The sequence below is a fragment of the Nostoc sp. NZL genome, assembly GCF_015714705.1.
Taxonomy (GTDB): Bacteria; Cyanobacteriota; Cyanobacteriia; order Cyanobacteriales; family Nostocaceae; genus Nostoc; species Nostoc foliaceum_A.
The window spans coordinates 23,228-40,293 of the sequence record NZ_WBKL01000117.1 but is presented as its reverse complement, the minus strand read 5'-3'; the positions used below and the strand labels follow the sequence as shown (position 1 = coordinate 40,293).

Sequence of the window (17,066 nt, the reverse complement as noted above, 5' to 3'; positions counted from 1 at the left end):
GGATGAGGGGGGGAGGCAGGGGAGGCAGGAGAGTGGAGTTCAAAGACTTGTTCACGAGTATCAAAGACTCGTGGGCGAGTATCAAAGACTCTTGGGCGAGTATCAAAGACTCGTGGGCGAGTATCAAAGACTCATTCACGAGTATCAAAGACTCGTGGGCGAGTATCAAAGACTTGTTCACGAGTATTAAAGACTCGTGGGCGAGTATTAAAGACTTGTTCACGAGTATCAAAGACTTGTGGGCGAGTATCAAAGACTCGTTAGCGAGTATTAAAGACTCATTCCTTATTCCCCATGCTCCATACTTAATTTAAAAAGCCTGAATCCATTCTTTAACAGAATACTCAGTCCAGATGCCATTTTTCCAATAGGGGTCATTTTCAATTAACTGGCGTACAGTGGCTTCGTCTTCGGCTTCATAAATCCCAAAAACTTTTGTGACATCTTTGGTGGGGCCAATGGTAATCAGCACACCGGATTCTTTTTGTTTTGCTAATCCGTCTAAGTGAGCTTGACGGTGGGGGGCGCGTTTTTCAATAACGTCTTCGCAGTAAGTTCCCCAGAGTACATATTTAGGCATAGCTAATTAATTCCAAATAAAAAATGAGTGGGGAGCAGGGGAAGCAGGGAGCAGGGGGACAAGGTGACAAGGTGACTTGTGAGAACTTGCAACAAGTCTTTCCCCTTGTCCCCAATTCTCCTTGTCCCCAAGTCCTCTTTCCAATGCCCAATAACTAACTTCTCAGATTTACGCCGAATTTTTCCACTAAAGCTTCGCGGACTTTATTGTGTACTGGTTCAACTTCAGCTTCAGTAAGAGTGCGATCGCTAGCCCGATAAATTAAGCGGAATGCTAAACTCCGCTGTCCTTCGGGGACATTTTCGCCGCGATATTCATCAAATAATTCCACTGATTCGAGCAAATCTTTGCCCGCTTTGTTAATTACTTTTTCAATTTCGGAAACTGAGATTTTCACGGGTGCGAAAAAGGCGATGTCGCGATCGCTAGCTGGATAAGTAGAATAGGGCTGGAATGTTGGCACAAGAATTTCGTCTTGTCCTAAAGATTCTAAAAGCACATCTAGATCCAACTGGAAAACATAAACGGAATCTGGTAAACCTTTTTCTCGTCGCAGTTGGGGATGGAGTTGTCCAAAAATACCCAGTCTGTTACCCCGAATCCATAGGGAAGCGGTGCGTCCTGGATGTAAGCGCTCGTCGCGGCGATCGGGTTGAAATTCTACCTGCAAGGCAAGTTGCCGAAATACACTTTCTAAAATACCTTTGGCTTCAAACCAAGTGATGGGTTGTTCGCGCCCACTTTTTGACCATTTGCCAACGGTGCGATCGCCTCCCATAATCCCTGCAAGGGCTTCTGTCTCTTGCAATCCGTCTTCTCCTTGCCAGAAAATTTGCCCGATTTCAAAACCGTTGAGGGCACCATTACCTTGCTCTAAATTGTATTGAAAGGCATCAATCAACCCGGCAATCAAATCGTTTCGCAGCGCTGAATATTCGGCAAATAAGGGATTTGACAGTACTATTTCTCTGTCTTCTCCTGGTTTGACTAAAGAATAGTGGATTAATTCTGTTAACCCTTCAGCCCGGAGGAAAGCTCGTATCTTGCGAATCAGTTCCTCGTCTAAAGGCAGATAGCCAGCTTCCGCTTTTTCTGGTAGGGTATCGCAGAATTTGTTGTAACCATAGAGACGAGCAATTTCTTCAATTAAGTCAATTTCTCGTTCTAAGTCACGGTAACGATAAGGTGGAACAGAGACAGACCATGTGGGTTGATGACTGCTATCTTCTCCTGAAGGAGTTAACTTACATCCCAATGCAGTCAGGATGCGCTCAACATCTTGTTCTTGGAGTTCACCTGTGTCCTCTTCCAATTCGATTGGCCCCAATATCTGATTAACTCGGTCTAAACGCAGGGCGATAGAACGACTCCAGGTAGATGGATCGGGGCGGGTGTCGGCAATTTCTTGCTGGACAAGAATTCCACTAGCTAATTCGCTAATTAAGGATAAGGCGCGGCGATTAGCTATTTCCAACTCAGCCCGGTTAACTCCCCGTTCATATCTCCCAGAAGCCTCACTTCTTAAACCAACACTCCGGGAAGAACGGCGAATTGCTACGGAATCAAATAATGCTGCTTCTAAAACTAAGCTTTGAGTCCCTTCATGGACTTCTGTTTCTTCTCCACCCATGACTCCCGCCAGTGCAACGGGTTTTTCGTTAGCGGTAATTAACAAATTTTGGGTTGATAGGGTGCGAGTTTGTCCATCCAGGGTTTTGAGAGATTCTCCAGCAGTGGCGAAGCGAACGCCGATGGTTAAATTTTCGCTACTTGCAACAGATTTTAAGCGATCGCAATCAAAGGCGTGTAGTGGTTGTCCCCATTCCAACAACACGTAGTTAGTAATATCCACAACATTACTAATGGGACGTACTCCAGCAGACCGCAAACGCTGTTGCAGCCATTCAGGAGATGAAGCAATTTTTACGTGTTCAATTACCGTACCGATGTATGCAGGACAAGCTTGGGTATCGGCAATTTTTAAAGCTAAATTTCCGGCATTTTTGGGAATAGAGACTTCACCTGGTTCAGGAATGCTCAACTTTCCACCAGTTAAAGCTGCTACTTCCCGTGCTATGCCCACCATACTCAGAGCATCAGCGCGATTAGCAGTTGCGGTGAGGTCTAAAATTACATCATCTAAACCCAACAACGGACGCACATCACTACCCAATGGTAAATTTTCCTGGGTAAAAATATGAATTCCGTCTACATCGGTGGGTAAACCGAGTTCCTTTAAAGAACAAATCATGCCCTGAGATGGGACACCACGCAGTTTTGCAGGTTTGATTTTTAAATCGATGTTGGGTAAGTAAGTACCCGTAGTTGCCACTGGCACATAGATATCTGCCTTCACATTGGCAGCACCACAGACAATATTTAAAGTCTCACCTGCGCCGATATCGACTTGGCAAACACTTAATTTATCGGCGTTGGGATGGGGTTGACGCTCAAGCACTTTCCCGATAACCACGCCATTTGCCCAAGTGCGGCGGTCTTCAATATCTTCTACCTCAAACCCCGCCATTGTCAGGGTTTCGGCTAATTCTTCTGGACTAAGTTTTATCTCTACTAGTTCGCGCAGCCAATTTAGAGAAATACGCATGGAGTGTGCTTGTTTTAGGAATCGTCTTTTGCTCTTATTTTAGGGTGCCTACTAGCGATCGATGGCTACTCGTCCCGCAAGGCGTACCCTTTCACTTGAACAATCCTACTACGTTAGACTGGCAGAACAATATCGGTTTTTTACTTTATCTTTACATTTTTTGCGATCGCCCCTAGTAAGCCGATGTACGTCTAGGCAATCTTAGAAGTTTAAGCGATCTAGATATTTGTGATTGTTGGAAACTTAAAGAACTACCAGAAACTATCGGCAAGTTGAAATATCTTAAAAAACTACAAATTCGGGGTTGTATAAGTAGTCTTGGTTCTTTTGATAAACTTCCTGATACTATTGGACAACTTAAATCTTTGACCACTCGACCATCAGTAATTAATTCTCGCAACACGACAACATGGGGTAAGTCGTCAACTTTATAATTGCGTCTGAGAGCTAAAGACCAGACTGAAGTATCAACAATGACTTTCATCCACTGCGGCGCTGTTGCTTGTAGTCATAATCATCTTCGTATTCAATCGTACCAAATAGCTCCATAATTTTCAGTTGCTTTCGACGCTGTACATACTCTCATAATGCCTCTTCAACAACAGCATCCTTGGTTGGATGACCACCAAGTTCGAGAGCTTCCTTAATTAGGTTGTCGTCAATTTCTAGATTAGTAGTCATGTGTAGATTATCGCATAAAGTAATGTGCATAAAAAAACTCATTGGAGTGGTTAATTTAAGTCAAATGCATGAAGACTATTTTCAGTAATTCGGCGCGGCTAAACGGTTTAGTGAGATATCCAGATGCCCCAACTAATTTTGCTTTTACTTTGTCCACAATCCCTTTATTACCAGTGACAAAGATGATAGGAGTCTTCTGAAATAAGGAATTATTTCGTATAATCCGACACAACTCATAACCATCAATTCCTAGCATGTTTAAATCCAACAAAATTAAGTCTGGTTTGTGCCTTATAATTGACAAAACGGCTTTGACTGGATCGTTAATAGTCACTACAGAGAAATTTTCATTTTCTAAGAAATGGCTAATTTCTTTGAGAATTGTGGGGCTATCATCCACAGAAACGATTTTGTGGACTTTTTGTGGCGTTACAGTAGCAGCCGTTACTTTTTGGGAAGCAGGATTTATGTTATTTGATATTGTTGGTTCCTGAAAGTTCTCTTTTGGAGGAGCAGAAATCTGTGGTAATCGCTGAACAGGAGCTATATTTTCTTCAGAAATATTTGGGTAAGAGTTGACGCTGGTACTTAGTTTTTCTTTGGTGTCAACTAACCCCAGAACCAATTTTGAGAAAAGCGTAGGCGTAGCCCGTTGTAGACATCGCTCTTCAAATATCTTTGGTAATCTATCAAATGGTGGATCAGGTTCATGCAAGATAATCGCACCCTTAAGTATGTAAGGGTATAAATTGCGAGCCAGTTGGATTTCATCTTGATTCAAAATGGTAGCCAGATGACACAGGCTGAAACCCTTCATCCAATTAGTTAAATCTGGTTGAAGTTTTGGTAAATCTTCTTCCTCAATTTTGCTGTTAATCAATAGATATGGACGTTGATATTGAGAAGAAATTTGGGGAACAAAAGCCTGCCAATTTTGTAATCTTACTTGGCAGCGTTCTAGAATTTTTTCTACATCTAGCCGACAAATTTTTGGCATTCTATTAACTGGTTCTGTTAATTCATAAGTACCTTCTCTAATTAGCAAAAATGATTCAATTACCTCTTTAACTAATTCTTGAATCAGCACTGCTGCTTGGGTAGAATGTAGATGTTGTTGGCTAATAAGCCAGGATATAGCCTGATACTCAGGAGGGTTGCTTCTCGAATTGCTGTCATGTTCGATTAATTGACTGTGTGAGTCGGGTTCAAACATCAGACGTACTTGAGCACGAACATCATTGGTAAGCAGCGGTATTTGATGGCTGAGACGACGCAAATGGCGTTCTAATCGATCAAAGGGTTCCACTGAATGGGTAGCGTAAGTTATTTTGCCCTGTTCTAAGTAAATCGACCAAGAAACTGAGTTACTAAATGCTTCTAAACAAGTACTGTCGGAACAATTGGATAACTGTCTTAACAAACTTAGAGGACGTAGTTTGGTGAATGCACCTGAGTTATTCATATTTTTCAAGTTTTTTTACGGAATCAACAACCGAACATTTGTAGATTGAAAATATCAGCTATGAGTATTCTTTTTTTTGTAATATTTCTCTACGCACAAATTATTTATTTTAAAATATGTATTTTTATAAAAGATTATAAATTTTATAATTACTTTGTTGCATTTGACACATTCTACTTAATTTATCTCAAACAAAAAGCAGTTGGGTATGAATAAAGGCAAACACTTATCATAGCTAGATTATCACTAGATGTTGGTTAATTCTGGATTTTACCCACTACTGAGAACTCTTGGCTAATGACGTTTATTTATGCCCACTCACTTAAAAAGGCAAATTTGATTCTAAGTTCGCGCAGTTACACTGGTATACTTCTAGAGCCAATGAGCTTAATTATGGTTAATAACTTTTCTGTAAAGCAACGATTCTCCTACATAAAATCTTTAAAAACTTATCTAGGAAAGTTTACGTATTTATTGTACTGTAGGTTTAATGGATATAAATTTTTGGTAGATACATTACAACAGGTAATACTGGGTTTTGATAAACTCTTTTTTGCTAAACTAAACTGTACTCAAGTTTTTCTTAAATATATAGAGAACTTCATGGAAATAATTTGTTTAATAAAGATTAGAGCATCTACCAATAGATACTATATTCTATAGTCGTCTCGGCGACTGGAATTATATACTCTGAGAAAAGGGAAATAAAGCTTTGGACTTTAACATAACACAAAAAGTTATGCATGATACATTAAGACTTGATGAAGTAGTAGAATTTGCTGAGAATCCAGAACCACGTTGTCCTTGTGTACTCTTACTAGACACATCTGGCTCGATGCAAGGAGACCCAATTGAGGCTTTAAATCAGGGTTTACTAAGTTTAAAGGATGAATTAGTCAAAAATTCCTTAGCTGCAAGACGAGTGGAAGTGGCGATCGTCACTTTTGATAGTAATATCAATGTAGTGCAAGACTTTGTAACTGCCGATCAATTCAATCCGCCAATTTTGACAGCCCAGGGTTTAACTACAATGGGTGCAGGAATTCATAAAGCTTTAGACATAATTCAAGAGCGGAAATCTCAGTATCGTGCCAATGGGATTGCTTACTATCGTCCTTGGGTATTCATGATTACCGATGGAGAACCGCAAGGCGAGTTAGAACATGTAGTAGAGCAAGCATCCCAGCGCCTACAGGGAGATGAAGCCAATAAGCGGGTAGCATTTTTTACAGTAGGTGTAGAAAATGCGAACATGACGCGTTTAAATCAAATAACTGTGCGTACCCCTCTGAAGCTCAAAGGATTAAATTTTATCGAGATGTTTGTCTGGCTATCAACTAGTATGTCGGCTGTTTCCCATTCGCAGGTGGACGAACAGGTAGCACTACCGCCAATTGGTTGGGGGACTGTTTAATTAAAAATCGCAGCTTGATGTCTACGCAGCTAGCTGCTGGAAAAAAATCTATGAACATATCAAAACAGATTGCTCAATGGCGGATTGTGGCTGCGTCTGTGTGTGGTACAAGTCACTTAAAAAACAATCAATTATGTCAGGATGCTCATCACTGGCAGATATTATCAGATAATGTTTTAGTGGCGGCCGCAGCAGATGGCGCGGGTTCTGCTAGCCTTGGGAAAGTGGGAGCGATGGTTGCTGTAGAGACAGCAATAGAAAACATTTCCACCAAAGGACTTAGCCGAAAAACTTTGACTGATGATGCCTATGTGCGATCGCTCTTAAATGATGCCATACTAGCTGCCAAAAAAGCTGTGGAGGAGGAGGCGGCTACTTGTGACAAACAGCCTCAAGATTTAGCAACTACCTTAATTATGATGGTCGCCACACCAGAAGTTGTAGCTGTGGTGCAAATAGGTGATGGTTTGGCAGTGGCAAAAGATGGCATGGGCAATCTCCTCGCACTTACTATACCCGACAGCGGCGAATACATCAACGAAACCACTTTTTTAACTTCTCCTACTGCCTTAGATACAGCGCAGATGAGAATCTGGCGCACAGACATAGTAAACGTTGGCATCATTACTGACGGATTACAAATGCTGGCTTTGAATATGGTTGTTGGCGAACCTCACAAACCCTTCTTTTTTCCGCTGTTTGAATTTGTAGCTAATGCCGAGGATAAGACAGAAGCAAAGGATCAGTTGGTAAAGTTTTTACGCTCAGAGCGGATTACACAACGCACTGATGACGATTTGACACTCATTATAGCTGCATTCAACAACTCATAAGCAAAAAATCTACAGGTTTCACATCTTAAATAACTCCCGTTAGCGGTAATTTCATTATGCAGGTACTACGTTGTTCCCCGAAAAAAGAAATCCTCAGCCTCAATGTCAGTTTGGGGCGTGGGGGTGAAGCTTGTGTTTATGCAGTGCCATCTGATAACAACTTGGTGGCAAAGATTTACCACAAGCCAACCACTGCCCATGCTGATAAACTCCAGGCGATGCTTGCCAACCCGCCAGAAAACCCGACGGCGAGTTTAGGGCATATCTCTATCGCTTGGCCAGAGGATTTATTACGGGCGGCAGATGGCAAAAATAGCATCCTGGGCTTTTTGATGCCACGCATTGAGGGGATGCGTCCAATCATCGACTTTTACAACCCCAGAACCCGTCGCCAACACTGCCCCCTATTCAACTATCAGTACCTGCTCCGCACGGCTCGTAACTTGGCGGCGGCTTTTGCTGCTTTACACACTAGTGGATATTGCATTGGTGATGTGAACGAGTCAAATATCCTCGTCAGTGACACAGCACTGGTGACTTTGATAGACACAGACTCTTTCCAAGTACTTGACCCCAACAGCAATGTTGTTTACCGCTGCCCAGTGGGTAAACCAGAGTTTACTCCACCAGAACTACAGAATAAAACTTTTGCCCAGCACGATCGCGAAATTTCTCACGACTTATTTGGGTTAGCGGTGCTGGTATTTCAACTCTTAATGGAAGGCACCCACCCATTTTCGGGGATTTTTCAAGGCGCTATTGAGCCACCGCCCTATGAAGCCCGCATTGCATCGGGTCATTTCACTTACAGCCAAAAGCGGTACGTACCCTACCTTCCTACACCAATTGCACCCCCTTGGGAAATTCTTCATCCCAGCCTCCAAGAACTATTTGTCCGTTGTTTTGAAGAAGGTCACAACAACCCACAGCTGCGCCCCAGTGCTCAGACTTGGCTCTCAGCAATCGCTGAAGCCGAAGATTCCCTGATTACCTGCACGACAAATCCCCAACATCGCTACAACAACCACATGCGTAGCTGTCCGTGGTGTGAACGGACTGTGCGATTAGGCGGACGCGACCCCTTCCCATCACACCGGGCTATAGAAGCTAGAGAACATCTCCAACCGCGAATCAAAGCGAAAAAGCGCTACACCCAGACACCGCATTTTCCACAGCGAACCACGTCACCGCACTTAGCTAATTATTGGCAGCCAATAATTACCCCAAGCGGTGCATCTTATAAACCTTCCAAAAAGTCAAAGTTGTACCCGATTATTTGTTGCTTGTTAGGTTTTGGTTTGTTGGGATATGCAGACGTAATGATTAAATTTACCCAGCCGTTGGTTTCCCAAAATGCTTACACTCAACAAACGCTGAAGTCTCGCCAGACAAATAACAAACTCAGCTTCGCTGATTACTATCAGCAAGGTTATACTGCTTACAAAGACCGAGATTATGAAAAAGCAATTGCCAGCTTTACCGGAGCAATTGAACAAGTACCGACACATGCCAGAGCGATTGTAAATCGTGGCAATGCCCGCTATAACCTCAAAGACTACGAAGGAGCAGTTGCGGATTATAGCCAAGCTCTCAAAATCAAGCCCAATCAAATTAAAGCTCTGGTGAATCGGGGTAATGCCCGCTATATGCTTGCCGAATATAGTAACGATCCCGATCTAGAGTATAACCTAGCGATCGCAGACTATAATCGCGCTATTGGTCTTGATAATAATGAAATTGAAGCTTATATCAGACGGGGGATTGTCCGCAGCCAAATGGCTAAATATAGCGGTGAATCTCAACAAGCTTACAAAAGAGCGATCGCAGATTTTACTCAAGCCATAAAACGTAATGTATCCAAAGCAGAAGCTTATTTTCAGCGGGGCGTTGTCTATTATCAAATTGCTCAATATAGCAGCAATTATGAGCAAGAATATAAACAAGCGATCGCTGACTTTAACCAAGCATTAACTATCAGCCCCAAGCTAGCAAAAGCATATCTCAAACGAGGTATGGTTCGCTATGAATTAGCACAATACGGCGGTAGTGAATCGAACAAAAACCAGACGAAAGCTGTCGAAGATATACAGGCATCTGCCAAAATCTTTCTTGAGCAAGATGATATGGATAATTATCAGCAAGCACTCAGTAACATGTGTGTAGTAGTAGAAAACAAATGTGACCCTTTATTCCACAGTTCAAGTAATTTGGAAAAAACTAACTAAAAACAAGTAAGTTTTGTCACTTACATAATTATTGGTTTGGATTTCAAAAATCAAGCCTAGCTAGGGTTAGCGTCAGCTAACCCTAGTTATTTATTTGGTAACATTTTTATTTAATACAGTAATTTATTTTCCTATTTTTAGATATTCATCGAGCTTTTATATAGAAAATATTTTAATTTATATTTCCTTCATAATTTTGCCCAAAATAATAGTTAGATTATTGACGGAGAAAAAGAAAACAGAAATCAATTTTTCTCTATCTAAGTGCATCCTCTTCATGTCGATAAAGTCAAATAATAATATCCCTACAAATCTCCGAGGTAATTGCATGAAAGCGGTGATTTTGGCTGGAGGGCTTGGTACACGCCTCAGTGAAGAAACTAGTATCAGACCCAAGCCGATGGTTGAGATTGGTGGTAAGCCCATTCTCTGGCACATAATGAAAACTTACTCTGCTCACGGAATTAATGACTTCATTATTTGTTGCGGTTACAAAGGTTACATAATTAAGGAGTATTTTGCTAACTACTTCTTACACATGTCAGATGTTACCTTTGACATGCGATTTAACCAGATGAACGTGCATTCTGGTTATGCTGAACCTTGGCGTGTCACCTTAGTAAACACGGGTGATAATACCATGACAGGCGGGCGCTTAAAGCGAATCAGCGAACATCTCGGTAATGAAACTTTTTGCTTTACTTATGGTGATGGTGTCAGTAATATTAATATCACCGAGCTAGTTAACTTTCATAAAGAACAAAAGACCTTAGGAACCCTCACAGCCGTTCAACCAGCCGGACGTTTTGGTGCCATTTCTTTAGGATATGAGCAAACTAAAATTACCAGCTTTCGGGAGAAACCTGAAGGTGATGGAGCTTGGATTAATGGCGGTTATTTTGTGCTAGAACCAGAAGTAATCAATTTGATTTCTGATGACTCTACTGTGTGGGAGCAAGAGCCATTAGAAAAGCTAGCTGATATGGAACAGCTATCTGCTTTTAAACATGATGGTTTTTGGCAACCGATGGATACTTTACGCGATAAAAACTACCTAGAGGGGCTATGGAAAAGCACTCAAGCCCCTTGGAAGGTATGGTAGAAAGGGAGTTATGAGTTATGAGTTGAAGCTCCTCACTTCTAATTATTAACTCCTGACTTTATAGATTTACTGTAATTTCAAGTACAATAATACTAATGTATGATTTTGCGATTATAGGTGGGGGAATAGTTGGACTCTCTACAGCGTTGGCTTTAGGAAAACGCTATCCCAATGCTCGTATTTTAGTACTAGAAAAAGAGAGTCAATGGGCATTTCACCAAACTGGCAATAATAGCGGGGTAATTCATTCTGGTATTTACTACAAGCCAGGGAGTTTCAAAGCTAAATTTTGTCGTGATGGTTCTCGCTCAATGGTAGAATTCTGCCAAGAGCATGGAATTGAGCACGAAGTTTGTGGTAAGGTAATTGTTGCAACTGAAGAGCAAGAGCTACCACGCCTAGAAAATCTCTACAAACGCGGCTTAGAAAATGGCATAGAAGTTAAGAGAATCAGCCCCGAAGAAGTCAGGGAAATTGAACCTCACGTAAAATGTGTAGGTGGACTTCGGGTATTTTCAACTGGTATTGTTAATTACAAGCAAGTTTGTTTGAAATATGCCCAGCTAATTCAACAGCAGGGCGGAGATTTACACCTCAATACAAAAGTTCTAAAAATCTCTCCAAGTAGTAAAAACCAGGTACTGCAAACAAACAAGGGTAGCTTTGAAACCCGTTTTGTAATTAATTGTACGGGATTGCATAGCGATCGCACCGCCAAACTAGGTCAAGTTGAACCCCAAGCCAAAATCGTCCCATTCCGGGGAGAATACTACGAACTCACCCCAGAAAAACGTTATCTGGTCAAGACACTAATTTACCCAGTTCCCAATCCAGATTTTCCCTTCCTAGGTGTTCACTTTACCCGGATGATTGATGGTAGCGTCCATGCAGGGCCAAACGCAGTTTTGTCGCTCAAACGCGAAGGTTACAAAAAAACCGACTTTGACTTACGGGATTTTCTGGAAGTCATCACCTATCCTGGTTTCTGGAAGTTAGCAGCCAAACACGCTGATGAAGGCATCCAAGAAATCATTCGTTCCTTTAGTAAAGCAGCCTTCACCAGAAGTTTGCAGAAACTAATTCCCGAAGTCCAAGCAGAAGATTTAGTTCCCACCCATGCAGGAGTTCGCGCTCAAGCCTTAATGAACGATGGCAAGCTTGTAGACGACTTTTTGATCGTTTCCGGTCAAAACTCCATTCATGTTTGCAATGCTCCTTCTCCTGCGGCCACATCTTCTCTAGAAATCGGTAAAGCGCTTGTGGCAGAAATTCCCCAACTCTCGCATCTAGATATTGCAGTAACTGCATAGATAGCATAGTTATTACTTCCGGGCTGCTGAATAAAAGGATGAATCTTGTATAGTGGGCATCTTTGCCTACCTGAAAATACAAGGGACAAGATACTCATCCCACAATAAAAAAGTGTAGTGCATCAATTAAGAACCGCTATAGAGTGCTACTAACCAATAGGTAAGTCGGCAAACTATGTAATGACTGTTAGCCGAGTTATAGCGCTTCTGGGTTGAGTCGAATACAGACCTAACCCACAACCCCTTCCCTACTTCTCCCTAACCCTCTCCTGCGAGGAGAGGGAAGCGGAAAAACGAAAGGGAAGCAAGATTCAAAGCTTCTCTCCTTTTAGGAGAGAGGTCAGGTTATTGCATACAAACGAAAAATATAGCGGTTCCTATTGGATGGCAACACCCTTCAGGGCGTAAATCTGTGCGCCCCTACTAAACGAAAAATTTAACTCATCAATACAAAGGCATTAACCGCAATGAAAATATTAGTAACTGGGACAGAAGGCTATCTTGGTTCGTTATTACCGCCTCTGTTAATTGAACGGGGACATGAAGTTATTGGTCTAGATACTGGTTTCTATAAAGTTGGTTGGCTGTACAACGCTAATGGAGTGACACCCAAAACCCTCAACAAAGATATCCGCAACATCACCCCTGATGATTTGGAAGGTGTTGAAGCAATAGTTCACATGGCGGAACTCTCCAACGACCCAGCCGGACAATTAGCGCCGAATATTACTTACGAAATTAATCATGTCGGTTCAGTTCGTCTGGCTAGTCTGGCTAAGGCTATGGGTGTGCGCCGTTTTGTATATATGTCTTCGTGCAGCGTCTACGGTGTTGCTACCGCAGGTGATGTCACAGAAGAATCTCCAATTAATCCCCAAACAGCCTACGCAGAATGCAAAACTCTCGTAGAAAGAGATGTCAGACCACTCGCTGATGATGACTTCTCTCCCACCTTTATGCGGAATGCCACTGCCTTTGGTGCTTCTCCTAGGATGCGCTTTGATATTGTTTTAAACAACTTAGCAGGGTTGGCATGGACTAGCAAACAAATCAAAATGACCAGTGATGGCACACCCTGGCGGCCATTAGTCCACGCACTGGATATTTGCAAAGCAATAATCTGTGCTTTGGAAGCACCACGGGACATTGTACATAACCAAATCTTCAATGTAGGAGACACAGCAAACAACTATCGCGTCAGAGAAATCGCGGAAATTATTGCTGATATTTTCCCAGATTGTAAATTATCTTTTGGTGACAACGGCTCAGATAACCGCAGCTATCGGGTATCTTTCGAGAAAATCAACACAATCCTACCTGGATTTAAGTGTGATTGGAATGCCCGACTTGGTGCCCGGCAGTTATTTGATTTATTCAGTCAAATACAGATGGCTGAAGATACTTTCTTGTTTAGAGGATTTACCCGCTTAAAACAACTAGAGTATTTGATTCGTACCGAACAAATTGACAAGGATTTTTTCTGGAATAAAAAGTAGTTAGATTAGCCTAACAGCAACAAAAAAATAAACTAAGCTTCCGAATCAAATAGTGTTGATTCGGACTTATTTACTCTCTCAAATTATTTGCAATTAGTGAGTGGAAGTTTACGGCGATTGACCATGCTGATAATCCCAGTATCAGCGACCGAGCTGGACATCTCAAAGAAAAAGAAATCGCTGCTGGGCTGCATTGGATAGAGACTTACATTACATTTGCAGAAAAAGCCAAAGAAACCAAGCATAAGCTATTAACTTTCCTTCTACGTGCAAAAGCAGAAGGGAAATCAATCGTTGGTTATGGCGCACCAGCCAAAGGCAACACATTGCTCAATTACCGTGGGATTAGTAAAGATTTTATCGATTACACGGTAGATTGCAATCTCTACAAGCAAGGCTTATTTTTACCTGAGACTCATATTCCCATATTAGAACCAGATAAAATCCGCGAAACCAAACCAGATTATGTTCTAATTTTACCTTGGAATCTCAAGGAAGAAATTATAGAACAAATGGCATTTATTGGCGAGTGGGGTGGACAGTTTGTAGTGCCAATTCCTGAAATGAAGACTTATATATCTCCTATTCCGGATCGGGTTTTAATAGCATCGTAATTACTAATTAGAAGCCAGAAGTTTCCCTGTTATTACTATTTCATATTTTCATTATGATGACGGTCAACATTGAAGTGTCTGACAAATAAAAAACATCCAAAAAATATATTTTCTAAAATAGCTTATTAATTAGTAAGCTGCTGTTATTACCCTCTTAAATACAAATCATAACTTAATAATATGAATAAACTGCTGACGATTGCTATTCCTACATTTAATCGTGCCCAGCTTCTAGATAAGCAACTTACTTGGTTAGCTCAAGCTATTAAAGGTTTTGAAGATGACTGTGAAATTTTAGTTTCTGATAATTGTTCAACTGATAATACTCAAGAGGTGATCCAAAAATGGCAAGCAACACTTAGCAATATCACATTTAAATCAAATAAAAATTTAAATAATTTAGGCGTAGTCAAAAATATTATGTATTGCCTAAATTCTACAACAACAAAATATGTTTGGACAATTGGTGATGATGACCCCATTCAAGATAGAGCCATTGCTTATGTGATTAGCAAACTCAAGCAACATGAAGATTTATCATTATTATTTCTCAACTTTTCCGGTCGTAACCAAATTACTGGTGAACCAGTTCATCCACCGACAATTGTCGGTAACCGCTGGTTTGATATAGATAGTGAAGATGGTGATGGTGATGGTAAAACTATATTTGAGCATTGTTTTTCAAAAAGTGTTGGTGCAGTCATTTTTCTGACTGCTACAATCTACCGCACTGATTTAGTGAAACGTGCTCTACAAGATTGGTCAGGTGCTGAGAATAACTGGATATCTTTAGCATATTTAGCCGGTTATTGTGCAGCTAATGGTAATGTAATCGTCACTAAAGAGACTTATTTAGAATGTGTTGTTGGTGTGAGTTATTGGCAGAAAGAACCAAAATCTGCACTGTTAATGCAGTACAAACACATACCTGAAGTGATTTTGAAACTGGAAGAGAATGGATATTCTAAGCAGTTTTGTAGAAGGATGCTTTTGCAGAACTGTAAAGAAGTCAACTTGAGAGTTTTCTTAGGTGCTTTAAGAAGATGGCCTATGTCCGCCATCAAGACAGTAGTTCCATTTTTGGCTTTAGTCAGCTTGTGTGCTTTTGACGTAATGGTTTCTAAAGAGTTCGGGTTAGCAGAATCAAGTGAAGTATCTACTCAAGAAGTGCGGAATTATAAGCCATAGACTACTAAATTACTGATAAATATATATCGATACTAAAAAGGATAAACAACATGTTTAATGCAATTAAACGCAAAATATTTACACTGTCTTCTGATTTTGAATATTACGTAGCTCGTTGGAAGCATAGCAGAAATTTGCCAGCATTGGAAGGATGCGATCGCAACATCCTTAATGCTCTCAAAAAAGACGGCGTTTACGTCACAACACTGGCAGATTTAGGGCTAAACTCTACCTCAGAACTGCTCAAAGCTGCTTACCATCAATTGTCTCAGATGGAAAATCCCAACAACGACCATCTAGATCAAAGGTTGCCACAAATTTACACAGTTACAGGTCTACCAGAATTTTATGCTTGGGGGATAGAGAAAAGGCTGGTCAACATCATCGAAAATTATATCGGTCTTCCTATAGCTTTTCATGGTGTACATTTACGCAAAGATTTCAAGAGCAAACATCAGTTTGGGACGCTACTATGGCATAGCGATGCAGAAGACCGCCGCATCATCAAAATCTTTATTTACTTGAATGATGTAGAACAAAAAACTGGGCCTTTTGAATACATTCCCCGCTCTTTAACTTCCTTATTTAGTTGGAATTATTTTCGACTCTATTACAAACTTTGGAAATCCGGGTATATGGGTATCGATGATGAACAAATAAAATCAATCATCCCGAAATCAGCTTGGAAATCCTGTCCAGGCCCAGCAGGTACAGTCATTATTGTAGATACGAAAAATGCTTTGCATCACGGCACAGTCCGCACAGAAGACAGGTCAACACTATTCTTTTGTTACACCGCTAATCCCCCTGAAAGACCAGACCTTTGTACCCAATACTGGGATGATACATATCCCAGAGCAGAGTTAACTTCTTCATCAGATGCAGTTAAAATTCCGACTTAGTGCCCTTTTTTAGGTTACTAAATCCACGTTCATTACTGTTATTTTCTGTACTCAACATTCATTTCAAAGGAATCACATGATTTTCACCGAAACCGCACTCAAAGACGCATTCATTATTGACTTAGAAGAAAAGTCCGACCACCGTGGTTTTTTTGCTCGATCTTTCTGCGCTCAAGAATTTGAAGCACACGGATTAAAGCCAACAGTCGCCCAATGTAACCTGTCTTTTAACTACAAAAAAGGCACTATTCGGGGAATGCACTATCAAATTCTGCCAGCCGCAGAAACGAAATTAATTCGTTGTACTAAAGGTGCTATTTATGACGTAATTATTGATATGCGTCCTGAATCTCCCAGCTTTTTATCACACATCGGTGTAGAGCTATCCCCAGAAAATCGCCGCGCTTTGTATGTTCCAGAAATGTTTGCTCACGGCTATCAAGCACTCACAGATGAAACCGAGGTTGTATATCAAGTAGGGGAATTTTACACGCCAGGGTATGAGAGAGGTTTACGTTATGATGACCCATTCTTTGACATTAATTGGCCTCTAGAGGTGACTGAAATTTCTGAGAAAGATTTAAATTGGCCTTTGTTGAGAATGATGACTGTTGGCGCAAAATAGCTGTTTCCAGCCTGTAACTACTCTCTGTT

General features: G+C 41.1%; 15 protein-coding genes and 1 pseudogene. 11 read left to right on the top strand and 5 right to left on the bottom strand.

Annotated elements, in window-relative coordinates:
* Positions 1-190, top strand: a pseudogene (locus tag F8R90_RS32930) (hypothetical protein); the annotation flags it as partial.
* A 120-nt stretch (positions 191-310) separates the two neighbouring features.
* Here the strand turns inward: F8R90_RS32930 and F8R90_RS16285 are convergent.
* The 5 genes from F8R90_RS16285 to F8R90_RS16265 all read right to left on the bottom strand — a co-directional run bounded on the left by F8R90_RS16285 (position 311) and on the right by F8R90_RS16265 (position 5,328).
* Positions 311-580: a YciI family protein gene (locus F8R90_RS16285; protein WP_196511614.1), complete on the bottom strand. Its 270-nt coding sequence runs from the start codon at positions 578-580 to the stop codon at positions 311-313.
* Between the two features lie 154 nt (positions 581-734).
* Positions 735-3,185 (bottom strand): phenylalanine--tRNA ligase subunit beta, encoded by a 2,451-nt coding sequence (gene pheT, locus F8R90_RS16280; RefSeq protein ID WP_196511613.1) that lies wholly within the window; start codon positions 3,183-3,185, stop codon positions 735-737.
* Positions 3,186-3,357: 172 nt separating this feature from the next.
* Positions 3,358-3,669, bottom strand: coding sequence for a hypothetical protein (locus F8R90_RS16275; protein ID WP_196511612.1), 312 nt, complete (start codon positions 3,667-3,669; stop codon positions 3,358-3,360).
* 98 nt (positions 3,670-3,767) lie between these two features.
* The gene (locus tag F8R90_RS33695) at positions 3,768-3,896 is read right to left on the bottom strand and encodes a type II toxin-antitoxin system VapB family antitoxin (RefSeq protein WP_331000668.1); all 129 of its coding nucleotides are present in this window, start codon (positions 3,894-3,896) and stop codon (positions 3,768-3,770) included.
* A gap of 25 nt (positions 3,897-3,921) precedes the next feature.
* Positions 3,922-5,328, bottom strand: a complete 1,407-nt coding sequence (locus F8R90_RS16265) for a response regulator (RefSeq protein ID WP_196511611.1) — start codon at positions 5,326-5,328, stop codon at positions 3,922-3,924.
* Positions 5,329-6,067: 739 nt separating this feature from the next.
* On the opposite strand from F8R90_RS16265, the gene F8R90_RS16260 reads away from it, so the two are divergent.
* From F8R90_RS16260 to rfbC, 10 genes are all read left to right on the top strand, one after another.
* Positions 6,068-6,742: a vWA domain-containing protein gene (locus tag F8R90_RS16260; RefSeq protein ID WP_190894050.1), complete on the top strand. Its 675-nt coding sequence runs from the start codon at positions 6,068-6,070 to the stop codon at positions 6,740-6,742.
* 50 nt (positions 6,743-6,792) lie between these two features.
* A complete protein-coding gene (locus tag F8R90_RS16255) occupies positions 6,793-7,575 on the top strand; it encodes a PP2C family serine/threonine-protein phosphatase (protein ID WP_190894051.1) in 783 nt (260 codons plus the stop codon).
* 56 nt (positions 7,576-7,631) lie between these two features.
* The gene (locus tag F8R90_RS16250) at positions 7,632-9,800 is read left to right on the top strand and encodes a tetratricopeptide repeat protein (RefSeq protein WP_196511610.1); all 2,169 of its coding nucleotides are present in this window, start codon (positions 7,632-7,634) and stop codon (positions 9,798-9,800) included.
* A 328-nt stretch (positions 9,801-10,128) separates the two neighbouring features.
* Positions 10,129-10,902, top strand: a complete 774-nt coding sequence (gene rfbF, locus F8R90_RS16245; protein ID WP_196511609.1) for a glucose-1-phosphate cytidylyltransferase — start codon at positions 10,129-10,131, stop codon at positions 10,900-10,902.
* A gap of 95 nt (positions 10,903-10,997) precedes the next feature.
* Complete coding sequence (gene lhgO / locus F8R90_RS16240; RefSeq protein ID WP_196511608.1) at positions 10,998-12,212, top strand: L-2-hydroxyglutarate oxidase; 1,215 nt, start codon at positions 10,998-11,000, stop codon at positions 12,210-12,212.
* A gap of 467 nt (positions 12,213-12,679) precedes the next feature.
* The gene (locus F8R90_RS16235) at positions 12,680-13,708 is read left to right on the top strand and encodes an NAD-dependent epimerase/dehydratase family protein (protein WP_196511607.1); all 1,029 of its coding nucleotides are present in this window, start codon (positions 12,680-12,682) and stop codon (positions 13,706-13,708) included.
* A 68-nt stretch (positions 13,709-13,776) separates the two neighbouring features.
* A complete protein-coding gene (locus tag F8R90_RS16230) occupies positions 13,777-14,322 on the top strand; it encodes a methyltransferase C-terminal domain-containing protein (protein ID WP_331000669.1) in 546 nt (181 codons plus the stop codon).
* 180 nt (positions 14,323-14,502) lie between these two features.
* Positions 14,503-15,510: a glycosyltransferase family 2 protein gene (locus tag F8R90_RS16225; protein WP_196511606.1), complete on the top strand. Its 1,008-nt coding sequence runs from the start codon at positions 14,503-14,505 to the stop codon at positions 15,508-15,510.
* Between the two features lie 50 nt (positions 15,511-15,560).
* Entirely contained in the window at positions 15,561-16,412 is an 852-nt protein-coding gene (locus F8R90_RS16220) for a phytanoyl-CoA dioxygenase (RefSeq protein WP_196511605.1), read from the top strand.
* A 76-nt stretch (positions 16,413-16,488) separates the two neighbouring features.
* A complete protein-coding gene (rfbC, locus tag F8R90_RS16215; protein ID WP_196511604.1) occupies positions 16,489-17,037 on the top strand; it encodes a dTDP-4-dehydrorhamnose 3,5-epimerase in 549 nt (182 codons plus the stop codon).
* The last annotated feature ends 29 nt before the right edge of the window (positions 17,038-17,066 follow it).